Genomic DNA, 20,914 nt, shown 5'->3' with positions numbered 1-20,914 from the left:
TTGCATTTTCTGGTGACGTCTGTTATGATGAAAAGACCAGCAACGTGTCTCTGGCATACAGTAAGTATATTTCATAAATATCGAGAAAAAGGAGAGAAAAATGGAAGAATTATACAAATCAATAGAAGAAAAAATTAAAGCTTCCGGCTATCCAAGAGTGATTTCTGGTGAAGCGGTTTATGGAGATATCTGTGATCAGATTGAAGGAAAAGAAAATGGATCATATGTTTTGCTTTCTAAATTTGAAGATGATGTTATCTTTGAATATCACATTACCATTATGGATGATGAATTTAATCTTGGAGTGTTGACAATGCGTACTCCGGAAGGTGTATTTGAAACAGATTTTGATAAATAATAGAAATAGATATGAAAATGTAAATTCTTAAATGCATTTTCGTAGTTACAGGCGGAAAAATTCCGCCTGTTTTATTGTCTGTTTTTTGGAGGACCAGAAGTTCTGTAAAATGATAGCACTTAATCTTCACGTAAATGTACTGCAGTAGCCGCTTTACGACGTCTGGCGTCGTCCATCGCAGCATAATGCTTTTTGGTTGTATTTACGTCTCTATGCCCCAATACGTCAGCCACAAGATAAATATCACCTGTTTCCTGATATAAGGTGGTACCATAGGTGCTGCGGAGCTTATGAGGCGTAATTTTTTTTGTAGTTGTAATAGCTTTTGCATATTTTTTGACAAGGTTTTCAACAGCCTGAATACCGATTCTTTTTCTTTGAGTAGAATAGAAGAGAGCGTGTTCGTGTCCGGATATAGGAATGATATTTTCGCGAACTTCAAGGTATTTTTTTAAAGCTTTTTCTACTTCATGACCAAAATATACAACCATTTCATTTCCACCTTTTCGGGTGACTTTGATTCCATTATTTTTAAAATCTACATCTTCTACATCAAGTCCTACACATTCAGATACACGAATTCCTGTGCCAAGCAGGAGAGTAACGATTGCCAAATCACGTTCTTTTGTCTTTTCGTAATAAACACGTTTCTGACCGGTAAGTTCATCACCACAATGTTCAATGTAATCAAGCAACATAGCAACTTCATCGGCATCAAGACGTATAATACTTTTTTCGTGGGTTTTCGGAACATCCACAAGAACGGTTGGATTGGTTTGGATGAATTCATGTTTGTAGTAATATGCATAAAAACTTCTCAAAGCAGATATTTTTCTTTTGAGCCCACGTTCACCGTTTGTCTCTGTTTTATCCCCATTTTTGTAAACCTTTAAATATTCCTGATATTCCTCTATATCAACAGCCTTAAGCTGATCCAGAACATCTACGGTAAAATCTTTCATTGAACAGTCTTTAAAAGCAGGATTTTCATCCAGTAAAAACTGAAAAAAAATACGGATATCATATGCATAGGAAATTCGCGTTTTGGTGGTAGTAAGCGGGTCCATAGCACGAAAATAATCTTTACAGAAATCTGGAAGGGTTTTTAAAACAGCACGAAGCTTCAGAATATTTGAGATATCAGTTTGTTCATGGTAGGTAACTTTTTTGTTATCATTATAATCTGTGTAATTATCCATTAGAAAACTCCTTTAATCTTTAATAATTAAATTAAGTATTTCAGCTGTGGCTTATTATAAATTGTATAGTGTTATACATCCCTGAGTATTGGAAAACCCGTCTTTATGATTTGTGCGAAAAATAATAAAAGAATATAGATCATATATAAAATTAAAAATGTAAATTAGTTAACAGTAATAGCTTTATGTAAATACAGAACGTATAAAATATGCTAAAAAATTATAAACTATAGGAAATAAGTGTCCTTTTAAGTATAAATGGTTCTATAAAAACATCGATTTTATTGGGCTTTTCGATTGATATAAACCATTTATATTTAAAAAATTTAAGTGAAAAGTGGTTTATTACGGTCGATTTTAAGTGAAGTTAGATTGTTACGACCGAATTTAAGTAAAATTGAATCATAAGAAACAATTTTTTATTATTGAGACTATATCCCAATCAAATTCATCTGCTATATTCCAATCTTTTTATATTTTAAACGTAAAATGGATTCCCAGGTTTCAGAAAATCTATTTCTTTATATAACGAAAGGCCCCCGCAGGAGCCTTCCGGACTGAGGGCTTCACAAGTTTCCCCAGTGCGTTCACTAAGCAAATCGTACTATAACTTTACAGGAAAGTCAAGCAGCAAATGTTCATAATCAGGGAACAAATAAACCCAGTGTTACTGTTCAAAGGTTAGCTGGACTTAGAAGAACCGATGGTGTAGACTGATAACAGTTAAAGCCATCGGTTCTCTTTATCCAAATATCCTGGACACTCTGTCATATATATTTGCCGGAATGTCCTCATATTCTTTCCGGGCCGTTTCAAGTATCTTCAGATACCGTTCTTCAAATCCGGAGATCTTTTCCGGGTCTGGGTTACAAGACAGCCAGGTCTTATTCCGGAGGTGGATCATTTCCTGTATCAGACCATGCATTTCTTTATTCCAGTACGGTCTGGCTCATTATCCATGCTGTCTTTCAGATACCGCAGCACATGGGCAAGACATTCCCGATGGTCTGTCCCATAATTATAAAAAGTGATATCATGGTCATGGACAAGGATACCCTGGTAATCCTCCGCAACAGTTCCCTTTACTCCTTCGTGCCCTTTTTTCGCACGGGTTATCTTACTCCTGAAATCGTTGAAATCTATACACACATTATAAAGGAAAAGCCGCAAAAAAGCGAATCCGGGTGATTGTGGATAAAGTAAAAATGACGGATAAAAAACAGTACATATTTTGTGGATAAAAAGGATCTCCATATGACTGAAACAGGAAAAGTATTCCTTCGCTATCTGTATAAACGTTTCTGGTGGAAGGTTATCCACCATAAAAAAGCTCTTTCGCATTATCCACAAAAGAACTTTTGAGACATCAATGAAAAAATTAAAATTCGTCATTTTTACTAATTCCCCCTGCAAGGGTCTGAACAGTAACGCAATTTTGTCCTGTTAAAATGTATTTCGACATGGAAATATATACAAAATAAAAAAGGAGTGCTATAATTTCCTAAAAAACAAGAGATGGAAAACATCAGATAAAAAGGGAGGAATGGAGAATGATTAAGAAATCAAAGATAACTGCGGCAGTTATGGCGGCAATACTTGCTGTAACCACTATTTTCAGTCCTGTATTAGCAGGTGAATTTTCATCACCAGAAGAAATAACGGAAGAATTCTCTGATGGTCAGGAAAATCAGGATTATAAAAATGAAATTTCAGATGATATGCCACAGATTCAGAATGAAGATGGAGAAGGAGTTTCTGCTACAGAAAGTGAAACAGAGAGAGGGACAGTAGTTACAACGGATGATGAATTTAAGAGGGCAGTAAATTCTTCTGTGGATATTATTAGAATCAGAGGGAATATAGGAGGAAATGGTAAAAATATATATGAGTTGCCAGATGGTGATGGTAAGAAAATAATAATAGAAAGTGGTTATACATTTAAGATTACCAGTGGTCTCTCAAGAAAGTATACTACAGATATAGAAATTTGTGACAATGCTAAGTTAATTATAGATTCGACAAGACAATTTGAAACGATTTGGCTTAAAGGTATTATAAAAAATGAAGGTAATATCGATGCCACTGGATCTGGAAATGTATATGTGAATTACCAGGAAAATCTTGGAACGATAAATGATAAATTAAAAATCAATATATTACAGGATGGGGAGGATGAGATAAAGGTAAGTATACCGCCAAAGGTAACTGCGGGTGATATGATAACGCCAACTATAACAGGGATGATACCTGGTTCTGAAATTAAAACATCTGAGATATTTACAGGAAAATGGGAGTTAAATGGAAATCCATTGACTGGAGAAACAGGAATTTCCTATAGAGTTCCAGTTAACAGAGGCGAGTCCCGTATAAAACTTATGTTGACACTTAATGAACAATATGGTGCTGTAAAACAAAATATGCAGAATCCTGATTATGTTAATGTACAGAAAAGTACATCCCCGTCTAATGTATGTACGATAGAAAAGAAGACATTAGATATTATTTATGTAGACAATAATAACGGAAATGACCAAAATACGGGAGAAAGTGAAACTACTCCGGTTCGAACATTTTCAAGAGCTCTTGATGGTATAAGGAATGGCGGAACGATTATATTACTTTCGAACTGTGTGGAAACAAACAGGGTTTTTTTGATAAGACAGTAACAGTTGCTGGTAAATCAAATGATAGTTCTGTGACATTGACAGGAAATCAGAATTGGTATATAGATCCGAACATAACAGTTACATTGAGCAATATTTCTATAAAAACTGCTGGTATATTCCCATACAAAGAAAAACCTGGAAAACCTGGAAATCTTGTTTTGGATACTGTTAAGAATGCAAATATAAAAGAAATAAATGGATTAAGTGCTGTAACGTTGAATGATAGCAAAATTGCTTGTCCTACTATAACAGCCAATAAAGTTGAATTAAAAAATAATACGGAATTAAATGGCCGATTTTTGACCGATAATCTTACAATTGATGGAGACAACACACTTATTTATACTTTAAATTCTCCGGGAAAAATAAATCAAGGAATAGCAGGAACTGGAAAACTAAAAGTACGTTTAAATGATATAGGGCAAAAAGAATTAAGAGGAATAAAAGTACTTGAAGTACCTAAGGCAATATCTAAGATATCTAATATAGAACTGGATAGTTCATATGGTATGCAATATGAATTAAAAATCAGAGAAGACTATATGTACATTTCCGAAGGCATTGATCCCCAGATAGATTTATACGTTGGAAATGAACCACGGGATAAAGAAAATGTGGATATGTCATCCGGTGAAAATATTTCTGTTAACGCAAAGATGACAAATTTTCCCGGTGCGCATATGTCAGTAGTTGGAAAATGGAGTGGATATGGGGGAGAGAATACCGTTTGGTCTGGCGGTGATGTCCCTGTATTAACAGTAGAGGTTACATTAACTGACAGTGAGTATAATAACTGTCATTTTAATCAGATTCTGGACTTTGCAAATCTTATTAATGTATATTCATGGAAAGATACAAACACAGCCATAAATAAAGATGTGAAGAGCAAAGCTACAGTGACTGTAGAAAATGAGCAGGGAATCAGCGCAGATGGACGACACTGTACATTTACTCTTATATATCCGAAAGTAAAATACAGAGCCTCGATATCAATCTCAGCCGATAGTTTAGATAAATTTTACGATGGAAATGCTGTGGCGTCTCCTGCTATAACTGTACCGGAAGGAGTGAAAGCTTCTTTAAAATGGTATCAGAAAAGCGGAGAAGACTGGACAGAAATTAGCGCTGCTCCGACAGATGCAGGCGAATATTCTGTTAAGGCATATGCAGAAGAAAGTGATGATTATGAAGCCGGATATTCTAAACGAGTAGAGTTTACCATAAGTAAAGCACAGAATGAATGGACAGTGAATCCGGCAATCAACAACTGGACAAGTGACCAGACTCCGTCGAAACCTGTAGGTGAAGCGAAATTTGGAACAGTATCTTTTAGCTACAGCGATAAACAAGATGGAACTTATACAGAAACCCAGCCGACTTCATCTGGCAGCTGGTATATGAAAGCAACTGTTGACGGAAATGGCAATTATGACGGTTTGAAAAAAATCATACCATTTACAATTTACACTCCATATTATCCACCAATAGTAATACCGACAGCAACACCTACTCCAAGTCCGACACCGACCGTGAAACCTGTTCCGGATAATTATCCGGATGGTTCAGAATATCTTCCGGATGGAAGCATCAAAACACCGAATGGTACGATCGTAGACAGTGACGGAGAGATTACACTTCCAAATGGAGTAATCGTAAAACCAGGCAATGAGGAAAATAAGCCAGCGCTCAATAAAGAAAATGAAGTGATTACAGGTGATGGAACTCTGGTAATTCGTCCGGGACTTTCTGAACTGGAAACCGGTGCAGGATGGAAAATATTCAGTGATGGAAGAATCGTGGATACAGATGGTAATGTTTATGAAATGGACGGAAGCGTATCAGATAAAGATGGAAACTGCGTGAAACCTGCAAAAGCGATGATAAAGAACGCATATACATATAAGAATAAAAATCAGGTAAAGGTTGTTCTGTATGATAGCTGCAAAGGTGCGCAGGGCTATGATTACGTGATTGGTAAATCTTCCAATATGCTGCAGACCAAAGAATATGAGAAAGTAAATAAAAACAGAAAAGGACTGAAAACAACATTTACATATATGGACAAAGGAACTTGGTATGTAGCATGCCACGCCTGGGTCAAAGATGCAAATGGGAAGAAAACATTCGGTAAGTGGTCGGAAGTAAAGAAAGTAGTTGTTAATGCCAAAACTCCATCTCAGCCAAGAATTATCAGTGTTAAAACAAATGGTTCAACAATAACAGTCAAATTCTCCAAGACCGGAAAAGCAACAGGAGCAGAGGTTATTCTTGGTAAAGAACTGGAGAAATTATATGGAGAAAAACGTCCTGTTAAATACAAGAGATACGTAATTGAAGAGGACGAGGATGTAACAACTGTGACATTTAAAAATGTAAAGAAAGGAACTTATTATTTAAGCCTGCGTAAATGGAATCGGACTGCTGACAATAACGAAAAAGTATTCGGACCATGGGCGAAATATGTAAAGGCTAATGTCAAATAGTAAAAACTATGGGAGACAGTAGTTGTTAAAGTATTATAGTTGAAGTAATAAATATGCGCACTGGTGTTAAACTGGTGCGTATATTTTGTCGTATAAAAAAGAACTGTTTTGCAGAACAAATCCGGCAAAATCAGTTCTTTTTCACTTTTATATTTCAGAGTCTCAAGACGCGCTTGTTCATTAGCCATTCAACAACTCCATCACGATCCGTGTGGAGCTGCGCTGATAATTCAGCGCGGAGTGAACAGTAACAACCCAGTTAGTCCCTGAATAGTAATCGGATAATGAAAAGAATTAAAGAAATACGATTGACATATTTAAGTGCCTGGGCTGTTATAATATTAACAACAGACAACAAGAGTGTCTGTCAAGCGTTGAAGTAAGGTGTTGTACCAGAAGGCAGTGCGTTACCAGCTTTATAAGGGTTTAGCATTTACCACAATCTGGCTAGAGAGCAAAAGCTCTTAAAAGAAAATGCCGGGAGGCGCTGCCAAAGTGCAGGGCCTTTCTTTTGTTTGCTTTATAGGAAAGACCTCCCAGATCACTGCAACAGAGATCAAGAAAGACAGACCGATCAAACATCATAGAAACATCTGCTACGAAAACAGCAACACCAAAGTAGCAACCGTAACACCAGACGGTATGATCCAGGCAAAATGCAAGAGAACCTGTACAATCTGGGTATATGCGCAGAACGGTGTTTATAAGGCTGTTACAGTAACAGTTAAGTGATACGAAACACTAGACCAGTATCTGTTTAATATGAAAAGGATATACGCATTGGTTATTCAAAGGCCGATGCGTATATTAGAAAATAAGGAAGTATCTAAGTACATGAAAAAAGAGAACCTGTTGGAATATTTGAGGAGAAAGTCAGGAATCCCGTTTTTGTCAGATCTACGTGATACATATTATTTCAACCATATCGAATTGGAAGTAACAAGAATCCATCCGGATGATTTTGACCTGGATGACTGTAGTAAAACGATACATTATATTACAGGAAAAAATGAGAAATTTACAGATACAGAACAAGCCATGTCATTTTTTATTAAAGTATTACGGATAATGCATAGTGATAGATTCTTTATTAAAGTATTACGGATAATGCATAGTGATAGATTCCAATGAAAAGTCCCTGGAACTCTGAAATCCGGGGATGTTTCATTGGAATTTTCTTTTTTTAAATGGAATTCAATCATTTTTACTTAAAAGGACATATAGGAAATAAGCCAGTTGATAAATGAATTATACCATGAAAGTGGGTTTTTAGCAACATCTATATGAAAAACTCGCGTTTGTCGTATAGATGTAAATAACATAAAACACTACTATTTTTTAATATTCATTGTTTTTGTCGATTTAACCTTAATGTGTACAATGTCTAAACTTAACCTTGTACAAAGCATTATTTTAAGACTCATGCTGCTACTTTGTACAAGGTTAGGTTTAATTATTAAATCTGTAACTTGTACAAAGTAGAATGTTTTAACTCTAGTTTGTACAAAGTAGAACTTTTTTATTAAATATTAAAGCCATAACTTGTACAAAGTAGAATGTTTTAACCTAAGTTTGTACAAAGTACTCTGTTTTAAATCATACATTGTACAATATTTTTATTAATCTTGATATCTATCAGCACATTTAGCACTCATTTTTCATATCTGTATACAACAAAATTATTGCATCCACTTACCTTGGTCACATAATATTCTGGTAAATAAATATCTTTCCATCCAGTATATCCATTTATGAATTTATTTGTGCGTGCTAATTGTTTGTATTTATCATATAAAAAATCGTATTGGTCGTCAATGATTTTTAATGCAATATTTATTCCGTTTACATCTGATATTTTTGTGAAGTTTTCTGGTATGTTTTCTCCAAGATATGCCAGATGCATGTCTTTAATTCTACGGTAATTGAAAATATAATTTCCACCATTATTATTTAACCAATCTGCTCGAAGTGCATCCCTGAATCTGTTACAGCTTATAACAGCATAAATAAAACTGCAGCATAATAATTCCTTCTGCTTGTAACTGATATCTATATTTATATCTCCAGTATAAAATGATTCTGGATTTTTTTTGATAAACGATTTCAACCCTATCTGTTCTGCGCTTTTACATATTTTGTAATACAGATATCGGTCTATGTAATATTGTGGAAAACGCAGGCTGCCCTTTTTTGCTAAAGGTGGTATGTAAAATTTATGATTGTCTTCCAATATATCGTATGGAAGATTCATAGTATTAAACCATTCTGTAAATTTCTGGTCAAATTCCACAGGAGTATCGTGACAGTGATTAACAGAAATAATATGTGCTGTTTTGTATTCACTGTTAATCAACGGTTCTATCTGATACTTGTAATCAGTTTTATAATGCCTTGTTCTCACTATCGGCAAAAAATAATCATATTTAGGGATTTTTATCTGGCTATAAAAAGATGGCTGATTTATTCTATCACATGGTAATATGCTATTTGCCACATTCCATTTTCCAGCTGTTTGGAGGTCGATATACAGACTTGCTATTTCATATAACAAATCAGTCTGTATCAGTGTCGTTTTGTGAAATGGACATATTTTTATACCAGCGATATTATGTAACAGCGAATGATAATTTTCTTTCATGCATTCTGGACAGTATGAGACTTTTTTATTAATTTGCAAAGATTCCTTCTCTTCTATTCCACCGTTACGGAAGAGAAAAGTCTGTTCTAAATACCAGTCAGGAAGTATACTATCATATAACTTTTGATAACAGTCGATATGTATCGCAGAATCAGAAAACATCATTAATCCAGGACAAAATACGGGCACATTATATGTCTGGTGAAGCCCAAACAGACTTAAAGCCTTTCTCCCATTAAGGACATTTACTTTACAAAAATTACGCAATATACTGAACATGGATTCATATGGCCTTATCCATTCTTTTCGCCATGTATATGGGCTTAAGTAAGAAACATAAGTGTCTATGCCGGGTTTGTTTAATTTGCGCTTATTTACACCTTTTACGTTCATATTCATCATCAGATTCTCCATATCCTGATATTTTGATACTTGCCATCAATTCACTTACACTAGGAAAATATACAGGGTCAAAACTTAGTATTCCATACATATCTAAACATACATTAAAGCTGTCGATAAAATACTTCATTGGGATATCGTCTGCAAGGATGTTATATTTTGCGCGCACATTCTGAAAAGCATCCCAGTATTCATCTGCAAGGGAATAAAAAGTTCTGTCGTCAGCATGTGGAAAATAAAATTCCCGTATTGTTTTATCCGCTTCGATAAAGTTTCGTGTTCTGACATAAAGCTTGTCAAATGCTGTCAGACAAAATGATAACTCCTGTTTCGTACGGATGCCAAAAAACTGTTCCTCGCAAACCATAAAGCGGCCAACAATCTGGTCTTTTCCACATAGCTTTAACTCATTTTTCAGATTTTTTAGTTCTCTGGTTCCAAACAAAAATGATACAATATGAATGTCTTTACATTTTAGGTTATTATATAAGTCCATCAACCATGAAAAGTCAGCTTCGTTTAATTTCCATGCTTCATCAATAAATATAACAACTTCTCGGTATGGAGTATCGGAAGCTCTTATAATGAGTTCATTTAGCACCCGTTCTTTTAGAAATAGCGCAGTATCACGTTTCGGGCATGAAAGTCCCATTGCCATCAAAAGAGAAGCGTAAAAATTCTTTTCAGTAGCTGGGTGGTCTGTAATATTCCAAATAATAACCGGAAAATTCCCGCCGAATTTTTGTTGGATACTTTTGGCAATATACTGGACGGCATATGATTTGCCAATCCTTGCTCGTCCCCATATACAGGCTCCGGTTATGCCTATCTTAAGCCATGTATAAACTTTTCGTTCTAATTCCAGAATGCTTCTGGTCGCGATGACAAATCTTACTGAAGATATATAGCGTAAAGTTATGCCGGAAAGCTCATCTGCAAATTCTTTTTCGTTTTGTTGGTTTAATATTGTATTTTCCATGTCTTTTACCTCTTATCCCCAAACATCAGGTTATATAATTCATACGGTGTAAGGTCTTTGATATCTTCATATGCAAATTCTTTTTCGTTTTTTGAAGAAGCTTTAGTACAATTTTCCTTATTTTTGGTCTGTTCTTTTTGTAACTCAGAGTAAGTTGGCTTTCCTTGCTCTCGCCTGACAATATCAGCCTGAGTTGCTGCTCTCCTACTCTTTTTTCCTTTGGCATTGAGGTGTTCTTCATAAGTTGTAATTGACATATTGTAGTCCTGTTTCTTTCTCCCCTGTTCTCTGGCAAACTTGGTGGCATTTTTTCGTGTTTTGACAGAATGTGATTTTGTTCCAAATTCTCCTCTCGCAACAAGAGTATCAATAAAGAGCCCATCGGAAGTATATGCCTCTACTGTAGAGATATCTTTGGGATTATAAATGATGGTGATAGTTTGTCCGATATAGTTCCCTGTCAGGGCAAGCTTATTGCTGCGGTATTCTGTTCCCATGAAATTAATATAAGCGCGTTTTCCTGCTTTAGTTCCACCTACAACTTTACGGGTATCTGTTCGGAAATTTAGTTTTTCCACAACAGATATCATAGTTTCATCGGCCATGGTTGGAGTCATGCCAGCTTCAAATATTTTTTTTCGCATACATTCAAGCGGGGAAAGATTATCAATGCCACTGTTGGGTGTATTGTTATATTCAGCAATCAATATCTCCAAAAGTTCTGTAATTTCATCGTAAGTAATATCATATTTAATGGATGCAGCTTCTGGCTCTTTCCTTTTTAAATCATTGATGTTACTTCCTGTTGTGGATGGCAACTTATGGAAACCTCGCGTTTCGAGACTGCCAAAAAAACGTTCTATGATACCGCGTGTTTCAGGAGTCGCAACAGAACCAAAATTAATTGCAGATTTTAAATCATCTACAATTTTCCTGATTGTGTTATCGGCTAAATGTGACTTCGCATTATCAAGCATAATCGTATCAAAAAGAGCATACTTCAACTCAGGATAAGCCAGACTATAATACCCTCCATTCGGAGGATATTTGAGGCCCCTTATGTTAAGCTTTATTTCTTGGTGCGGTGTTATAGAATTTTTTAGTGCTTCTATGACATCATACTGATTATAGGTGAATTCCTGCGATACAGAATACCCAAGAATACATCTGGTTGCTACGTCAATAACTGCAATAAGCCATGCGCGTGTAGCAATTGTTTTATTTATTGTGCCGTCATTGTTTACTATTTCGATATTATAAATCATATCGATAATGTGCCCGTCTATCTGTACAGTATTAAATGGTGCAAGGGCATTATAGGCATGTCTCTTTCCAAGACCAGTAGAGTAAATTTTTTGCATAGCATTTGCATTTTCACGTTTAGCCTGTTTATTAATGTTTTCAGATTTAAGCTTTTGTATATATTTACAAAGTGAGACATATCCACGGTTTTCAGTATTAAATGGGTATTCATGTTGCTGGATACCGATGCGCAGGCATTCTAACAGAAATTTTTCATGAAGCGTTGTTAGATTCATATTTTTTTCTAATGTATATTTTTTATTACCAAAATAATTACCGTCTATAAACTCCTCTAATTCAGGATGCTCTTTTAACAATCTTGAAAAGTTTCCTACACCGGATGTTCGTCGACGAATATTAGGAATCAAAGCACTATATCCGGTCACTCCTGATTCCGAGATACCAATACATTTGTTTATCAGAGAGGGCAATCGATTATGCAGAATGCCTGTTTTTAATTCAATATCTGACAATTTGTAGCCATCAATGTACATATCCACGGCTTCTTTCCTTTTTTTGTACAAATCCAGACTATTTTCGGGAATCACCTCTACAGGAAATTCCTGCCATTGCTGACGCATAATCCGAAGGTCATAGATATTATATTTCTTAGATGCCACAGAATATCACCTCCGTTTTGTTGGTGAGGCAATCGTTACAGATATCATCAAATTTAATAATTCCTCTGTAATAAAGGTCTGACAGATAGTCCAACGTTTTGTTTATTTCAAATCTTCCACTTTCAGATAGCAGCCCTATTGTGGTTCTTTTAATTTTTGAAAGATATGAGATGATAGCTTTATCGGCCTCTTTGGATTCAATATGAAATCTCCTGGCTTTGGCAGACAAAACTGATAAATTGCGGATGAAATATTGACCCTTTTCAATATCTTTATCTGTACGTAAAACATATGGAAAATCATTCTGGAGGCACCACATTTTCTGAATTTCTATCTGTTCTTGACTACGTTTTCCTTTTGGAGAGTCAGAATCCAGTTCCTGTTGATATTTTACTTCCTGAAATTCTTCTCTTCCATTTTTGTATACAATGTATACGTCAAAAATTGTCTTATGCTCTTTTCCACTAACAAATACCGTAGTAGAACATGGCTGTTCGCAATAATATACAACCTCTGGATTCATTTCCAGTGTAAGAAGGTTTTCATATTCAAGATTAGAATAGGCAGTTACACGCCGATGAAGCTTTCTGCTCTCAAATATCCAGTAATTGTTTCCATAATGTGTGCTGCGTGGCATTTCAATAGGTGTTGTAAATTTGTAGTTCATTTGGCACCTCCCAGATAAGTGGCTGATGATGGAACTCTCGGATAATTGGGGATTGTAAAAATTTGATAATTTGTTTATTAGGATTTTGGGGTTATGAGGTATAAAAAGATACCTGAAAAATAGATTAATATGGGAACAAAAATCAATTTACTTAGAAAATATTTGATTATAATGAATATTATAAATATTGTATATTTTTAATATTTTAACATAAATATTAAAAACATACAATTAAAAATATACTTTTTGTAAAAATAAAAACCGTCTGAATTTTCAGAACGGTTAATTATATGGTGTAAGTTGAACGGTAGCTTATTATTGAGTTTTTTACAGATAATTGTCGTATATGTCATATAAGGTCTATAATCATTGGTTTTGTTTCCTCATAAAAACGTAGCTGCTCTTTTTCGAAGAAAGCCTCCATGCTTGTTATTTTTTTACAACTGCTTTCGTATTCCGTCTTATTTTCTTCATGGATGATGAATGGTACAATATTGGCATTCAGACATTGGATAAAAGTAATAATTCTTGCTACTTTGGAATCCCTGCCTTGTTTTAACCATTCTGCATGATAATCTGAAATGTCTTTCAGATTGCAAGGAACTTTAGATGTTAATTCAGAAAAATCATGGCCTATCTGTATATTGCATCCACAATATAACAATCTATGTATTTCTTTTATGTCTTGCTGCGATATTCCTATATGGTATCCCATACAATTGCTAATTGCATATTTTAATGCTGCAAAATGCCCATCAACTGCAATTATATCTTCGGCTCTGAAGATTTGTTCTTGCTTATCTGCATAAATGATTCCATGTTCATACATATTGCATACATTTTTCTTTGATAATTCACAGTCTTCCAATCGACATGAATTATAAGCAAATTCGCACTGTACATATTCATAAATTCCACCATTTTTTCCGGTTCTGCTCGTCACGCAAGCACATTCAAGAACTAAATATCGCATAAGCAATTCAATATATTTATTCATGGCGCACCTCCTATTTTTATAGTATAACACGAAAAAATCAATCAGTCACTATGTCTTATGCAATATGTGTAATAAATCCGAAAAAAATATATCATCAGCTTAGTTTTTCAGCATATTAATATTGTCGGTAAAAATTTTTGCGGAAAATAATGATATTACAACATATCATAAAAAATTTGCAAAATACTCTTGTATACAGTAAAATATATACAAAGAAAAAATAAAAAATGGAGGTAGTTATATATGAAAGAAACAAATATCAAGAAATATTTTTACCAGATACTTTCAATTTTCGCCGCGCTCCTGCTATCTTTTAGTATTGCGCAGATTCCAGTGCAGGCGGCAGCCAAGCCGGGCACGGTCAAACTGTCAAGTATTAAAGCCACTGATTATAATAAAATTAATATCAAATGGAAAAAAACTTCCGGAGCTACGAATTATATTATATATTACAAAAAAGCCGGAAGCGGTAAGTGGATTAAAGTGAAAACGGTAGACAATACCAAATCCAGTTATACCCATACCTCTTCCAAAAAATTTCCAATTACTGTGGGTCAAAAATATCAGTATACAGTTAAAGCGTATAATAAGAAGACGAAAAAGGCCGGAAGCTATAATACAAAAGGATTGACTGCCAAAACGTTACCTCAGAAAGTTATCCTGAGCGAAATTACCTTAAATTCAGATAAGACACAGCCTATTATTTCATGGAAAAGGGCTTCTGGATGTACGGATTACATCATTTACAGAAAAACAGGAAACAATAGCTGGGAGTATCTCGTGACAGTTCCATCATCAAGGTTAATGTTTGCGGACTCAAGCCCGATTGAGGGTAGTGTTAATTACTATACGGTCAGAGCATATTATAGCCCAACAAGAACATACGGAAAATATAACTCTACGGGATTAAGCATTAAAGTGCCGAAAGAAAACGGGGGCTCTGTTTCAAAACCTACTCTTACTCCAGTTCCAGACGAGCCTAAATATACGGAAGAGCAGTTTGCAGCTGAAGTTTTCAGGCTGACTAATCTCGAGAGAATCAAATATGGTGAACCGCAAGTTCAATATAATGAAGATTTACATAAAGCAGCTATGCAGCGCGCGAAAGAAATATCTGTTAAATTTTCGCATACAAGACCTGATGGAACTGATAGTACATCAATCCTTAGCGAATATGGAATCCCGGACTACAATGGAAGCGAAAATATCGCTGCAGGATATACATGTCCGGAAGATGTAATTGAAGGTTGGATGAATAGTCCAGGGCATCGCGTTTCATTACTGAATACATATTCAACACATCTTGGCGTTGGAGTGTATTATTTAAATGATGTATATTATTGTGTACAGGAATTTACCGCCTACGGGCAGAAAGAAAAACTGACAATTGATGCTAATGGCGGATATTTTCCTACACTAAACAATGCTAGCGTTTATGACATGTATTTTTATCATGGGACGAAATTAAAATATGAGAGAGACTTACCAAAGCCAGTAAAAAATGGTTATATATTTGTATGTTGGGAAGATGAAAACGGATGCCGATATTCAGGTAGACAAATCGGAAACGATATGACATTACATGCAATATGGAAATAAATTACAATAACATACTTGTTCAAACAAATAAAGAGGACAGCTTGAAAACTGCCCTCTTTATTGTCTTATTTTTTATGCTTCTGCCTCTTTGTTTTTTTGTTTTTCGTTTTGCTAAGTACAAATCCAGTACTTATCACTATAACAATTCCAAATCCTGCAAGTCCATACTTCCATGTGCCGCTATCACCAGTCATCGGTATTTTAAACGTCGCATTATTTGTGATTTCAAAAAGACATTCGTAAAAATACCATTTTCCTGAATAATTAACGTCTTCTTTTGCAGATGTAAAGTCCACATTTCCATATGCATTTGCTTCCTGTTCTGTCATTGTCATAGGTACCGTTACAATGATAGGTTCCTTTAGTAATGAATTTCCATCAAGGGTTTTTATTTCCGTAATTTGATATGTTCCCTGGTCAAGATTGTCGAAGAAAACATCACCGTTTTCATCAGTATGCCGTATTGTAGATTCCCCTTCTTTTAACAGTCTCTTGAAGTTTGGATGCATTTTTGATGTAGGAACTATCGCCTGCTTTAGAAACTTTATCTCAAATTCAACACCGGCTATTGGAGTTTTTCCGTCTGCTTCATATTTTTTCAGATTTATCCGGCATCGTTCAAGTTCTTCATACCATGCTTTCGCATTATCGTATGTAAGCTTAAAGTCTGCATCTTTTGTTGTTACAATACCTACAGGCTCTGTTTCTACTACATATTCTGCCGGAGCGTCAACCTCTGTTATCTGGATATATCCTCCAATTGGGATTACTATATTTCCATTATACTTAAAGAAGTCATCGCTCCGATTATTTGTATCAAGATGATTGTTATCCATTAATACATGACCACGTTCATCGGATTTTAAGTACCATGTCTTTATAAGGTCATTTTCGTCTGGTCCGTCCGAATCAAAATACTGTATTTTGAATACTGCACCTACGACCGGTTTTCCCTTAACATCAAGTTTTTCAATATCAAGCTTTCCGTCGCAGAAGATAGGTTCATTTACAAAAGGAATTTCAAAAGTTCTTCCGTCGTCGTCTGGCATTGTGACAGATTGAGATTTTATTTCATAATTATCTTTGTGATAATTTGGCGTTTTTATCTCTTTTATGTAATAGATTGTATTTACAGGGTCTTTCCAGTCTTTTGCTTCCTGTATCAGATTTCCTTTCATATCATATACCGCATCTGAATGTCGAGGAATACTATTATCCGGAAGAGTTAATACATTTGAGTATCCAGACTCGTCTGTTGTTAGTGTTCCCATGTCTCCATCCCTGCTTGATGTTACTTTGAATTCTGCATTTGCTAAAGTATAGCTTTTCAGGCTCATAATTTCCTCAGGCGCCTTGGATGTTTTTTTAACATATAATCCTCCACTTGGCGGAGTTGTTTCTGGCGGCGTAATTTTAGGTGTTGGAGTACTTGTTACGTTTACTACATCTCCAAAAGATTTTAGCTCACCTTCTTCTGTTGCATCTTTTTTATTAAATGTGATACTTAATATCTCATCACTCATTTTAAATCCAGGCGGTGCATACTCTTCTTTACAATATAGAGTTACAGATTCTTTGTCATTATCTATACTTATTTCGACTGTATTTGTTTCTCCTGACTCTCCAGATTCAAGTTTCTCTCCAATCGGATTTGTGCATTCTGCATCTGTATAGATACCAAAAATCGCACCGGCAAGATTTTTTCCTTTTCCGTCGGTCTTATGTAATTTGACTCTTATCTTCCAACCTTTTTTGTTGACAATACCTTTCCCTCCATCTGTCAGTCCAAAAATCTGAAGCCGACCTTGTTTTTGTTCCTCCGCGCTCAGATTTTTAAAATCTGATAATTTGAATGTAAGCTTTATTGGTTTATCTATCGTAGCATAACCTTCGGGGGCCTTTACTTCTTTGCACCATACATCATAAGATTCTGTTGTTTGTGGAATTTCGTCAATCATTATTATATTTGTCATACCATCATCTTTTGATACTAATTGTCCATCTCCAACAGGGTCTCCAGAGCAAGCTTCATTATCAAAAACATCAAACTTTGCTCCAGCTAATCCTTTTCCACCTTCATCAATCTTTTTAGCCTGCACCCTTACGCGCCATTTATCTCCAGCAACAGGTTCTGGCCATGTTACGGTCATCTTTAACTTCTTGCTTCCGAATTCGGCATATCCAATATCCTGAGCTCCATGTCCGGCTTCTCGTTCTACTGTATGAATAACATACGCTCTAAAGTCTGATGATATTTTTACAGATAATGTTAAACTCTGAGTCTTTCCTGCAACCTTATCTTTATCACCTTCTAAATGAAATTTGTCTCCACCAGCGATAGTTGCTTTTCCGGTAGACGATTTTTTAGTCGTTTCATTAACCAGTGTAACACCTGAAGGAAGGGTAATTGTAGCGGTATTTTCATCAATAGATTTATATGTTACTGTCGGAGTTTTAAATTTAGAATCTCCCTTTAGTTTATATGAAGAAAATTCTGCACGCGGAAAATCCATCTTTTTTAACTCGTTATATATTTTCTGTACAATGCTTACACCTTTGCTGCTTAATACAGGGCTATATTTTCCGTTATAGTTCCATTTGCCTCCAGCTCCGTTATAAATGTAGCTTCCGATGTAGTGACTCATTGCAAAGTATTCCTGCGGGGTCGAGCATCCTGCACTCGTCAGGATATTCTTAATATTTACTTTTCCTGAGCCGTCCGTATATTCAACAGTATTCCCCCATGCCGGGCCTCCATATAAATAAAATATTGCTTTTGCCAGCATTTTGTTTTGGGTGTCAGATGAAAGTTCTTCTACCTGGCTTCCTGAATATACGCCATCTTTTGGCCATCCTTCTGCTCCCTGTAAACAGTATGCATTTCTTGTAACCGTATCACCTTCAGAAGTTTTGTATGTTACTTCGAATTTTCTGGTAAAGTTATCAGCCCAATCGTTTGTGCATAAACTTCCCGGAGGGTAATATTTATTTACAGTATTCATTTTTAATGTTACTTTTGTAGATGCTGCAGAGATAAAATCTCCATTGTCTTCGCTTTTTTCGGATTCTGTATTATTTCCAGAAGTAATATTGTCAGTTCCGTAAGTCTCAGATTCATCAGGGATAAAAATCAGCTCTCCTGTGTGAATGAGGTTGATATCATTTACAGAAGCATAGCCTGAAAATTTTGCCGCAGCTTCTGACGTAGAATTGGCTACAACATTGTAATCAACAGTTTTTCCATAATTAGAATCTCCGCGCCTTACTCCGTTTACATTACATGCCCCAATAACCCATGCTTCGGATACGTTTCCAGGAATATAACCCGATACATCAGCTCCATCATTTCCTGCGGCAGCAACAACTATAATTCCATTATTTACAGCTTTCTCGATTTCATCTCTTATAATGCTATTAGATGTTGTTGCTTTTGCATATAGGGATAAGTTGATGATATCTACGTTTTGTTCAATAGCATATTCCATTCCGGCAAGTATGCTGGAGATAGTTCCTTTTCCATCATTTCCCATTATCCTTATGGAGATAATTTCAGCATCTGGATTTTGTTTCACGATATTGCTAACCATCTCGTCGCCATGTCCATTTCCATTTAATGAATCATCAATCAAGGAAATACGGCTAATAACGTTCGGAGATTCAAGAGTACCCGTATCAAGCAGCGCAATAATTTTCTTGTTGCTTATTACACTTGTAGCATTTTCTGCTTCTTCTGCAAGCATACTTATAGGATTATTCCCTTCAGTTATTGTAATGTCGTTGTCTTCAGTTAATACATCCTGGCTTGCGGCAATAATTGGAGCATCAGGTTCAGCTGTCAATCCAGCATTTGTATATTTCATATATGCCTTCATTGCATTCTCAACAGTCTCATACTGAATCAGATAAATATTCTGATAATTTGCAATTATATATTTGCTATCATCAGAAATGCTTTCTGCATCATCAGAGATTACCACAAGTCTGGCAGAAGAAAAGACTGCGCTGTCAAGGTTTGATATGTCATATGACTGTTCGGTATCCTGTTTGTCGCTTTCCAATTTATCTTCAGTATCATCTGTTTTACTATCTGCTTCTTCTGTTTTCGCATCGTTTGCTATACTGTCCTCATCTGTATTACTTGAAGACTCATCCGGGGCAGGACTTTCAACTACCTTAGCACCCTCAGAGGTTGTGACTGCTGTCTCGTCTGGATTATCAGAACCGGTATCTTTGGTGTCTTCTGAAGCTTCATCATTATCAATGATGCCTTCACCTGACTTTTCTTCTGACTTTTCATCAGCATTCTCATCATTGTTTTCGCTGATGTCATTGACAGTAATATCTGCATCTTCATTATCTTTTTTATTGCCATCAGCATTTACTGTCAAATCGTCGTCAGTAGCTGTTTCTTCCGATGTATCCTGCTTGTTGTTATTGTCGACATCTCTACTATTCTCAGATTTCTCAGGTGTATCAGTATCTTCAGTCTTTTTTGTATCTTCGGATTTTGTATCGCTGCTCGTTTCATCCTCAGCTTCTCCGTTAGCCCTCATGTGTTCAGCTTCTAAGGCTTCTGGTTTGCTTGCATCCGCTTCTTCTTCGGTTTCTTTTTTCTTACCAGTAGCTTCTTCGGCTTTTGCACTTTTGTTCTCCTCGGTCTCATCCTTAACGCTCAAATCATCTGCAATATCCTCAGCAGATTCTTTCCTTTCAAATCCAATCTTTACGGTCTTATCATATTCCATAAATACCGGATACTTAAAAGCCTCTACTTTGTTTCCTGCGTCAAATCCCACATCTTCAGCGATTTCGGTTCCGGAAGAATCGTCAGTCAGTTCATACAGTTTGATTGAATAACCGTCGTCTGCCTTTGCCTTCACATTGACGGCATCGTCAATTTTTGCTTCATATACATATGTATATCCATTATCTTTTGTACTTTCTGATGAGATAAGTACATCATTTTTGTCATACACATCTATATACTCTGCTCCATCCGTTTTT

Annotated in this window: 12 protein-coding genes and 1 pseudogene; 5 read left to right on the top strand and 8 right to left on the bottom strand. The window is 35.6% G+C overall.

Annotated elements, in window-relative coordinates; all coding sequences use genetic code 11:
- Positions 1 to 100 precede the first annotated feature (100 nt).
- On the top strand, positions 101 to 358 hold the full coding sequence (locus WKT11_RS17175) for a hypothetical protein (protein WP_117677204.1): 258 nt from the start codon (positions 101 to 103) through the stop codon (positions 356 to 358).
- 119 nt (positions 359 to 477) lie between these two features.
- On the opposite strand, the gene WKT11_RS17170 is transcribed toward WKT11_RS17175, so the two are convergent.
- Entirely contained in the window at positions 478 to 1,557 is a 1,080-nt protein-coding gene (locus tag WKT11_RS17170; RefSeq protein ID WP_117677203.1) for a tyrosine-type recombinase/integrase, read from the bottom strand.
- A 769-nt stretch (positions 1,558 to 2,326) separates the two neighbouring features.
- A pseudogene (locus WKT11_RS20105) lies at positions 2,327 to 2,667 on the bottom strand (IS66 family transposase); the annotation flags it as partial.
- A 440-nt stretch (positions 2,668 to 3,107) separates the two neighbouring features.
- On the opposite strand from WKT11_RS20105, the gene WKT11_RS17160 reads away from it, so the two are divergent.
- The 3 genes from WKT11_RS17160 to WKT11_RS17150 all read left to right on the top strand — a co-directional run bounded on the left by WKT11_RS17160 (position 3,108) and on the right by WKT11_RS17150 (position 7,438).
- The gene (locus WKT11_RS17160) at positions 3,108 to 4,223 is read left to right on the top strand and encodes a hypothetical protein (protein WP_117677202.1); all 1,116 of its coding nucleotides are present in this window, start codon (positions 3,108 to 3,110) and stop codon (positions 4,221 to 4,223) included.
- A gap of 299 nt (positions 4,224 to 4,522) precedes the next feature.
- Positions 4,523 to 6,706 carry an MBG domain-containing protein gene (locus WKT11_RS17155; RefSeq protein ID WP_340285242.1) on the top strand — a complete coding sequence of 728 codons (2,184 nt, stop codon included), beginning with the start codon at positions 4,523 to 4,525 and terminating at the stop codon, positions 6,704 to 6,706.
- 474 nt (positions 6,707 to 7,180) lie between these two features.
- Positions 7,181 to 7,438, top strand: a complete 258-nt coding sequence (locus WKT11_RS17150; RefSeq protein WP_147348974.1) for a hypothetical protein — start codon at positions 7,181 to 7,183, stop codon at positions 7,436 to 7,438.
- 919 nt (positions 7,439 to 8,357) lie between these two features.
- Here the strand turns inward: WKT11_RS17150 and WKT11_RS17145 are convergent.
- The 5 genes from WKT11_RS17145 to WKT11_RS17125 all read right to left on the bottom strand — a co-directional run bounded on the left by WKT11_RS17145 (position 8,358) and on the right by WKT11_RS17125 (position 14,311).
- Positions 8,358 to 9,746, bottom strand: a complete 1,389-nt coding sequence (locus WKT11_RS17145; protein ID WP_147324780.1) for a hypothetical protein — start codon at positions 9,744 to 9,746, stop codon at positions 8,358 to 8,360.
- On the bottom strand, positions 9,715 to 10,725 hold the full coding sequence (locus tag WKT11_RS17140) for an ATP-binding protein (protein ID WP_117677197.1): 1,011 nt from the start codon (positions 10,723 to 10,725) through the stop codon (positions 9,715 to 9,717). Before WKT11_RS17140 ends, WKT11_RS17145 begins: the two co-directional genes overlap by 32 nt.
- A gap of 5 nt (positions 10,726 to 10,730) precedes the next feature.
- Positions 10,731 to 12,647, bottom strand: coding sequence for a Mu transposase C-terminal domain-containing protein (locus tag WKT11_RS17135; RefSeq protein ID WP_117677196.1), 1,917 nt, complete (start codon positions 12,645 to 12,647; stop codon positions 10,731 to 10,733).
- Positions 12,637 to 13,314, bottom strand: a complete 678-nt coding sequence (locus tag WKT11_RS17130) for a TnsA endonuclease N-terminal domain-containing protein (protein WP_117677195.1) — start codon at positions 13,312 to 13,314, stop codon at positions 12,637 to 12,639. The genes WKT11_RS17135 and WKT11_RS17130 overlap by 11 nt, the downstream gene beginning before the upstream one ends.
- 349 nt (positions 13,315 to 13,663) lie before the next feature.
- Complete coding sequence (locus WKT11_RS17125) at positions 13,664 to 14,311, bottom strand: hypothetical protein (protein WP_117677194.1); 648 nt, start codon at positions 14,309 to 14,311, stop codon at positions 13,664 to 13,666.
- Between the two features lie 243 nt (positions 14,312 to 14,554).
- On the opposite strand from WKT11_RS17125, the gene WKT11_RS17120 reads away from it, so the two are divergent.
- Positions 14,555 to 15,910, top strand: coding sequence for a CAP domain-containing protein (locus WKT11_RS17120; protein ID WP_117677193.1), 1,356 nt, complete (start codon positions 14,555 to 14,557; stop codon positions 15,908 to 15,910).
- 65 nt (positions 15,911 to 15,975) lie between these two features.
- Here the strand turns inward: WKT11_RS17120 and WKT11_RS17115 are convergent, their stop codons facing one another.
- Positions 15,976 to 20,790 (bottom strand): SpaA isopeptide-forming pilin-related protein, encoded by a 4,815-nt coding sequence (locus tag WKT11_RS17115; RefSeq protein WP_340285240.1) that lies wholly within the window; start codon positions 20,788 to 20,790, stop codon positions 15,976 to 15,978.
- Positions 20,791 to 20,914 lie beyond the last annotated feature (124 nt).

The sequence above is a fragment of the Blautia sp. HCN-1074 genome (assembly GCF_037890165.1).
GTDB lineage: Bacteria > Bacillota > Clostridia > Lachnospirales > Lachnospiraceae > Blautia_A.
This window is presented reverse-complemented; position numbering and strand designations above follow the sequence as displayed.